The 7,022-nt window shown below is 63.2% G+C and carries 7 protein-coding genes; 5 read left to right on the top strand and 2 right to left on the bottom strand.

What is annotated here, in order from left to right; translation table 11 throughout:
• The 5 genes from VMW12_09525 to dinB all read left to right on the top strand — a co-directional run.
• Positions 1-727, top strand: a 727-nt coding sequence (locus tag VMW12_09525) for a segregation/condensation protein A (GenBank protein HUZ49957.1), incomplete at its 5' end; no start/stop codon positions are given.
• A 3-nt stretch (positions 728-730) separates the two neighbouring features.
• Entirely contained in the window at positions 731-1,462 is a 732-nt protein-coding gene (scpB, locus tag VMW12_09520; protein ID HUZ49956.1) for an SMC-Scp complex subunit ScpB, read from the top strand.
• Positions 1,459-2,196, top strand: a complete 738-nt coding sequence (locus VMW12_09515) for a class I SAM-dependent methyltransferase (GenBank protein HUZ49955.1) — start codon at positions 1,459-1,461, stop codon at positions 2,194-2,196. Before scpB ends, VMW12_09515 begins: the two co-directional genes overlap by 4 nt.
• 3 nt (positions 2,197-2,199) lie before the next feature.
• Entirely contained in the window at positions 2,200-3,045 is an 846-nt protein-coding gene (locus tag VMW12_09510; protein HUZ49954.1) for a deoxyribonuclease IV, read from the top strand.
• Between the two features lie 12 nt (positions 3,046-3,057).
• On the top strand, positions 3,058-4,098 hold the full coding sequence (dinB, locus tag VMW12_09505; GenBank protein HUZ49953.1) for a DNA polymerase IV: 1,041 nt from the start codon (positions 3,058-3,060) through the stop codon (positions 4,096-4,098).
• Between the two features lie 239 nt (positions 4,099-4,337).
• Here dinB and VMW12_09500 read toward each other — a convergent pair whose 3' ends face one another.
• The gene (locus tag VMW12_09500; GenBank protein HUZ49952.1) at positions 4,338-5,297 is read right to left on the bottom strand and encodes a GNAT family N-acetyltransferase; all 960 of its coding nucleotides are present in this window, start codon (positions 5,295-5,297) and stop codon (positions 4,338-4,340) included.
• 2 nt (positions 5,298-5,299) lie between these two features.
• The coding region (locus tag VMW12_09495) for a 3'-5' exonuclease (protein ID HUZ49951.1) at positions 5,300-7,022 on the bottom strand (1,723 nt) is incomplete at its 5' end.

The raw sequence follows: 7,022 nt of genomic DNA, 5'->3' as shown, positions 1-7,022 counted from the left end.
CGCGTGCCGGGTCCAACTCGACGTCTTCGACGGCCCGCTCGATTTGTTATTGAGCCTGATCAAAGAGCAGCAACTCGATATCGCCACCGTGCCGCTCGCGAGCGTCGCCTCGCAGTACCTGTCGTACGTGCGGTTGATGGAGGATCTCGACATCGAGGTCGCGGCAGAGTATCTCGTTATCGCCGCGACGCTCGTGTTCTTGAAGTCCAAGGCGCTGTTGCCGCCGATCCCGCAAGAGTTCGTCGACGAAGATTCGGAGACGCCCGAGCAGGTTGAAGAACGTCTGCGGCGCCGGCTGATCGCGTACTCGCGGTATCGAGAACTGGGCTTGGAACTGCGAGCGCGGCAGGACGAAGCCAGCGGATTCTACTTCCGGGAGTCGGGCGATCCCACCAGCGATCTGGTCCAGCGTTATCGCATCGATCCGGAGCGATTGAAGCGCGCTTTTATCGCGATGCTGCGCCAAGCCCGCCCGGAGAAGCGCTCGATCGTCCGCGAACGGGTCTCGCTCCTGGCGCAGATGGATTACATCTCGCGTAGCGTTAAGGAGCACGGCGAGGTCTATTTCAGCGCGCTCTGCCACGAGCTTGGGATGGCCCGCGAGGTCATCATCGTCACGTTCTTGGCCGTGCTCGAGCTGGTACGCCGCAACCGCGTCGAGATCGAGCAACCCGAGCTCTTCGACGACATTCGCATTTTCCCAATCTCACAACCACACGAAGGCTAATCCGTGCAAACCGAAGACGTTCCGATCATAGAAGACACCCCGGACGCCGTTGCCGTACCAGAGGATCGCCTCGGCGACGACGCGCGAAGCCTCCATCACGAAGCTGCCGATATCGAACGTTCGATCGAGGCGCTCCTCTTCGTCGCAAGCGAGCCGCTCGAGAACAAGCGCATCGCCAAATTAACCGGCGCCGACGAACGAGCGGTGGCCTTGGCGATTCAATCGCTTCAAGAGCGCTATACCGATCGCGGCATCGTCCTGCGCGAGCTTGCGGGCGGATATCGTTTTGCGACGGCGTCGTCGGCGCGCGAAGCCGTCGAAGCCTATTTGCTGCCGCCGCGCACGTCGCTCTCGGCCCCGGCCCTCGAGGCGCTGGCGATCATCGCGCATATGCAACCGGTGACCAAGAGCGAAATCGAAGCGATTCGAGGCGTCAACTCGGATAGCGTCGTCAACACGCTGTTGGACCGCAACCTCATCGGCGAAGCCGGACGCAAGGACGTGGTCGGACGCCCGATGCAGTACAAGACGACGGCATTCTTCCTTGAATCGTTCGGGCTTAACTCGCTCGCGGATCTTCCGCAACTGGAGCTCGAACCGGGCCAGCCGCTCGAGCTCAATCTCCTGGTCCCCGGGGAGCCGGTACCGGAGACCTCCGAAGAAGAAGCTCCCGCCGAGCAGCCCCTCGGAGAAGCTCCCGCCGAGCAGCCCCCCGCTACGGAACCCGAAGCATGAGCGCTTACGACAGCTACGCCGCCGAGTACAGCGCCGGCCGAACCGGTTACTCGAACGATCTCTACAATACGCTGGTGGGCTTTGGGCTTTCGCAGCGGCACCGAATCTTAGACGTGGGCTGCGGTAGCGGTTTGGCGAGCGAGCCGCTGATCGCTAACAACTTCCAAATAACGGGCGTCGACGCTTCCGAACCCATGCTCGCGCAAGCGAGCCGCGAATTTCCGGACGCCTCGTGGACCGTCGGCCGGGCAGAATCGCTACCGTTTCAAGACGGCAGCTTCGATGCCGCCATCAGCGCCCAGGCGTTTCATCACTTCGATCGCACCAAAGCGATTGCGGAAATGCTGCGCGTCGTACGCCCCGGCGGCATGGTCGCGATCTGGTGGAAACACTTGACCGGAGACGATCCCGTGAAACAGCTGCGCGATAGCGTCTTGACGGACTTGGGGTCGGAACCCAAGCCATCCGGGCTCGGCGGCGGATTCAAAGAATTTTACGCCGCTCCGTTTGCGGAGCATCGGTTACGCGTCCTCCCCTGGCGCATGGTGACTCCCGCGAGCAAATACCTCCAGTACGAGCGCTCGCGCAAGAGCGTTCGCGACGCGCTCGGTTCGGAGGCTTCGCGGTATTTCGACACGCTCGACGCACGCATACACGAGATGTTCGGCGCGGGCGACCCGCTCGTGCCGCTCTCCTATCTGCAATTCGTATATCTTGCGAAAGTGGCGTCGTAACGCATGCGCATTGGATTACACCTGCGGATGGCCGGCGGCTACGCGAACGCCATCGCGCATGCCAAGAGCGTGGGCTGCACGGCGATGCAGATATTTTCGAGCAATCCACGCAGCTACCGTACGACGCCGGTCGACGCGGCGATGCTCGCATCGTTCTCGGAGGCCCGCAGCGCAGCGGATCTCGATCCTTGCGTCATCCACACGCCGTACCTTATCAACCTCGCTAGCGAGGATCCGAAAGTGCAGGCCGGTTCGCTCAACCTCCTGGCACACGATCTCGAAGCTGCCGCGCACGGCAACATTCGCTACGTCAACACGCATCTCGGTTCGTATGGCAAGCGCGACCGCAACGAAGGATTCGCGGCCATCGTACATGGGCTCGAACGCGCGCTCGACACCATCGCACCCGGCGTTTATTTGGTGCTCGAAAATTCGGCCGGCGCCGGCGCGCTGGCGGGCGGTACCCTGGAAGAACTGGGACGGTTCGTCCGGGCGGTCGATCACCCCCAACTCGGCGTGTGTCTGGACACCGCCCACGCTTGGGCGGCCGGTTATGAGATCGATTCCAAATCCGGTGTCGATCGCTTCATCGACGAGGCCGATACGCACATCGGCCTAGACCGCGTGCATATCTTTCACTTCAACGACACCGAGATTCCGCTGGGCGGCAATCGCGATCGCCATTGGCACATCGGTGAAGGGCGAATCGGTTTCGAGGGCTTTCGCTCGCTGTTAGCTCACCCCGAACTGCGCGAGAAGACGGCGATTCTGGAAACGCCGGGTGAAGACGCCGACGATCTGCGCAATATGCAGACGATCCTCGCCATCCAACAAGGCGCGCTCACCTAAGGGTCGCGACGGATGATCGCGCACTTCGACATCGATGCATTTTACGCCAGCGTAGCGATCCGCGACGATCCAACGTTGCGCGGCAAGCCGGTCGCGGTTGCGGGCAGCCATCGCCGTTCGGTCGTCCTTACGGCCTCATACGAAGCCCGCCCGTTCGGGGTGCGCTCGGCTCTCCCACTCTATCGCGCACTCGAAGCGTGCCCAAACCTGATCGTCGTTCCCCCGACGATGTCCAAGTACAAGGAAATATCGCGCGAGGTCTTCGCGATTTTCGCATCGCGTGCCCACGCGATCGAAGGCCTCTCGCTCGACGAAGCGTTCATCGATTTCGGCCCCTGCGCTCTCGCGGAGGCGACGTCGCTCGCGCAAACGATTCGCGACGAAGTCTTGCGCGCAACCGGCCTCACCATCAGTGCCGGCATCGCTACCGGAAAAATGATCGCGAAAATCGCGTCCGACGCATGCAAGCCGAACGGCCTGCTCGCGGTTGCACCGGGCGACGAAGCGGTCTTTCTCGCACCGATGCCGGTGGGCCGCATCTGGGGCGTCGGCCCAAAATCCCAAGCCCGCCTCGAACTCGCAGGCATCACGACCATAGGCCACGTCGCCGCGCTCGATGACGCGCAAGCCTACCGGCACTTCGGCTCGTGGGCCAACCAAGTCCGCGCGCTCGCACGCGGCATCGATAACCGCCCGGTAGAATCGGATCGCGAAACCAAGTCGATCTCCAGCGAGGAGACCTTCGAATACGACGTCCGAGAAGAGCGCCGCTTAGCCGAAGTGTTGCGAGCGCAAGCAGCCGAGGTCGCCGAAAAGCTCGAACGCGAGGGGCTTAGCGCCTGCACCGTCGGCGTCAAAATCAAACGCGCGGATTTCCGAACGCACGGTCGTCAAACGCATCTCGCCGAACCGACGCGCGACGCGCGCCGCATCCTCAAAGCGGCGTTGTACTGTCTGCGCCGCGCCGATCTCCAAGGCGCGCCGGTCCGTCTCATCGGGCTGCGCGTCGCTTCGCTCGTGCCGGGAGAGCCGTTGCAGATTAGCTTTCTGTGAGGTGCAAGTGCCCGGGTGAGCAAGGGTGATATGGGGTTGCGGGCACGCGCGCATTTTTACATCCGTGTAAAAATGCTACTCGGTTCAGCTCCCCTCCCGCCATCCTGGCTCCGGGGAGCTCTCACACGGCCCGCAACCCCACATCACCCTCGCTCACCCGAGCACTAAACTCCAACGCGAAAGGCGAAAGGCGAAAGGCGAAAGGCGAAACGCGAAACGCGAAACGCTAGCGTGCGGCGTTAGATGTGGTCGGTGCTCCAGATGCCGTCGGCGGATGATGGAGATGCTGCGGCATCCAGCCATTTTGTTGCGGCCGCGCTTAGCGGTGCGGCCATGAAGATTGCGTCTCGGCGTTTGCGTACGGAGCCGCGTGGGAGCAGTTCGCGCGCGCCGTCGGGCGGTAACCAGCCGACGACGCGGCGCAGATCGCCTGCGGCGGCGCGTAGCAGCGCGGGAAGGAGGGCTGCGGCTTCGTCGTCGGCGGTACCGAATTCGTCGATGATGTATGCGTCGTGCTCGAGGGCGCGTACGCCCAGAGCGTATGCCGCGATGCTGCGTCCACGACGCAGGACGAGATTGGTCTCCACGCCGGCCGCATGTTCCGATCCGTGGCGGGTTCGTAAGCGGATCCAATCCCACACGAGCGGGGTGCGGAGCATCGCCCAAGGGCGGGTTCGCTCCGAAAGATTGAAGCAGCGTTGCACGCCGCTCCAATCCTGGTCGTCGAGTCGAGCGACTTCGATGCGCTTACTAGCGAGCGTGTCGGCGCGCAGCGAGATAGCGCGAGAGGGCAACTGCGTGAAGCCGAGTTCTTCGTAGAAATGCGGGCGGATGTCGGAGAAGAGGTATGCGAAGTCATCGCCGTCGTTGCGAGCGCGATCGAGGAGCATCGCGAGCATCGCGCTGGCGTAGCCTCGGCCGCGAAAGTGCTCCGGCGTAAAGACGGCTCCGATGCCTACGCCGCGTAAGCCCTGCTGCTGCCATCGGATGGTGCGCTGATAGCGCTTGAACGACGCAAGCAGCTGGGGTCCGTCGTAGAGTCCGAACGTTTTGTAGTGACGCTTGCCGTAGCCGCTCGCCGCGATTTCGAGGGTTTGCGCGATGTAAAGATCCATGTCGCGGCGACCCGCCCATAGATGGGCGCTCAAGGGAAGGACGTCTCGGGCATAGTCGGGAGGAGCGATTTCGACGAGCCGCATGGTTAGATGACGACCGTTCCCGGCAAGCGAACGGCTCGAAGTTCCTCCAAGAATTCGGGGGCGGTGACGCCTCGCGTGACGCGTCCCGAGGCCGTAACGAGCGCGCTCTTGCGAGCGCGGCGTAACGCGTAGATGAAGGCTCTGCGTTCTTGCGCGTTGTAGTGGTCGCGCGCTTTGCTGCGATGCATGTAGTAGGTGAACTTTGCCGTTCGTGCGGCGGTCGCGTCACCGACGTTATCCTTAGGCACGATGCCGTATTTGGGGCTAAACAGAAACGTATCCGGCACGTACCAGCGTGGGAACGCACCGGCGCGGGCATCTGCGATGACGACGTGATCGAACTCTAGGCCGCGCGCCGCATCGATACTGAGGATCCGGACGAAGCGCTCGTCGTCGTTCGTATCGCTGGTTTCGAGCGTACTCTCCGCTCGCAAGGCGACGCTTTCCAGCAGATCTCCGAGGGTGGCGTCCGGCATCGTCTCCAGGAGCGCGCGAAGGCGGGCGTAGAGGCTCGCGAGGACGTGTTCCTGTGCGAGCGCGCGTGCGCTGCCGGGGGCACCCGCGTGTGCGAGTCCGTCGTTCCAGACGCGCTCGATCCAGCGATCGAGCGGCTGCGTTCCGAGCGCGGCGATCCATCGGTTGCGCAGTTCGCGAAAATGCCGGACGCGGGCACGGGCGGTCTCGTTGAGGTCGCTATCTCGGTCGCCGCGCGTCACGTTCCAACCCAAACGCACGTGACGCTTCGGGTCCCAACGATTGGGACGAACCAGCGGCGCCGCGTCGCTCTCGGAGAGAAAGAGTGTCGTTTGAGCATCGCCCGGCTCGGAGCAGAGAAGCGCGAGGGTGCTGTCGCTTAAGGCCATCAGGGGATTCGAGAGCGTGCGCAGCAGCCAATCGTGGCGGAAGGGGTCCCAAGCATTCCACAGCAGCGCGATCGCGTCGAGGGCGCGAGGATCGGTGAAGACGTTGAAGTCGCCACCGATTTGGGTTGGGATGCCGCGGTCCAGAAGCGCCGATTCGTAAGCGTGCACGTCGCATACCGAGCGAAAGAGCAGCGCGATACGGTTGGCGGGCGCACCTTCGGCCAGTCGCGCCTTGACCCAATCTGCGATCGTTGCGGCTTCGAGTTGCGGCGATTTTGCGCGATGGATGTGTAACGCCGGTTCAACTGCGCGCGCATCCGGTTTTTCGTGCGAGGCGCCCAGTTGGCGCGCTGCGAGTTCCAGCGCGATCGGGGAACGTACTTGCGCGCTTAGAATAAACGTCTGCGCGGCACTCGCGAACGTCGCTTCGGGGCGGGCTCCGCGAAACGAGCCCAACGTGGAGGACGCATCGCCCGCAAAGGTCACGCCGGTCAGTTCTTTTCCGAAGACTGCGCGCAGGAGCGCGAGATCGTTTGCGCCCAGCTCCTGAGCGTCGTCTAAGCACGCGAAACCGATCTCCGCGCGCAAGGCCGTTCCGAGCGCGGGACTGTCGGCGACGAACGTCAGCGCGCGCGCCACGGCTTCGGTCGGCGTAAGGAGGCCGCTGTCGGTTAAGCGGTCGACGTACGTGCGGTAGAGCTTGGCCAGGATTTTCGATAGATCGATCTCGCGACGATGCTGCCGCGCCAACTCTTTGTCGCTAACGTCGAGCGAATCGCGATAGGTATCCTTGGTGGCATGGAGCAGTTCGGGGTGCGCGAAGTTCGGTGGTTTTGCGTAGAAGGCCGTCGCCGCGGCGAGC

It is taken from the genome of Candidatus Dormiibacterota bacterium (assembly GCA_035532835.1).
In the GTDB taxonomy this organism is placed as follows: domain Bacteria; phylum Vulcanimicrobiota; class Vulcanimicrobiia; order Vulcanimicrobiales; family Vulcanimicrobiaceae; genus DAHUXY01.
Note: the sequence above shows the minus strand (reverse complement) of the source record. Positions and strands in the feature narration are given on the sequence as shown.

Coding starts and splice junctions, on each gene's coding strand:
- VMW12_09515 (HUZ49955.1), top strand. CDS start 1,459: ATGAGCGCTTACGACAGCTACGCCGCCGAGTACAGCGCCGGCCGAACC.
- VMW12_09510 (HUZ49954.1), top strand. CDS start 2,200: ATGCGCATTGGATTACACCTGCGGATGGCCGGCGGCTACGCGAACGCC.
- dinB (HUZ49953.1), top strand. CDS start 3,058: ATGATCGCGCACTTCGACATCGATGCATTTTACGCCAGCGTAGCGATC.
- VMW12_09500 (HUZ49952.1), bottom strand. CDS start 5,297: ATGCGGCTCGTCGAAATCGCTCCTCCCGACTATGCCCGAGACGTCCTT.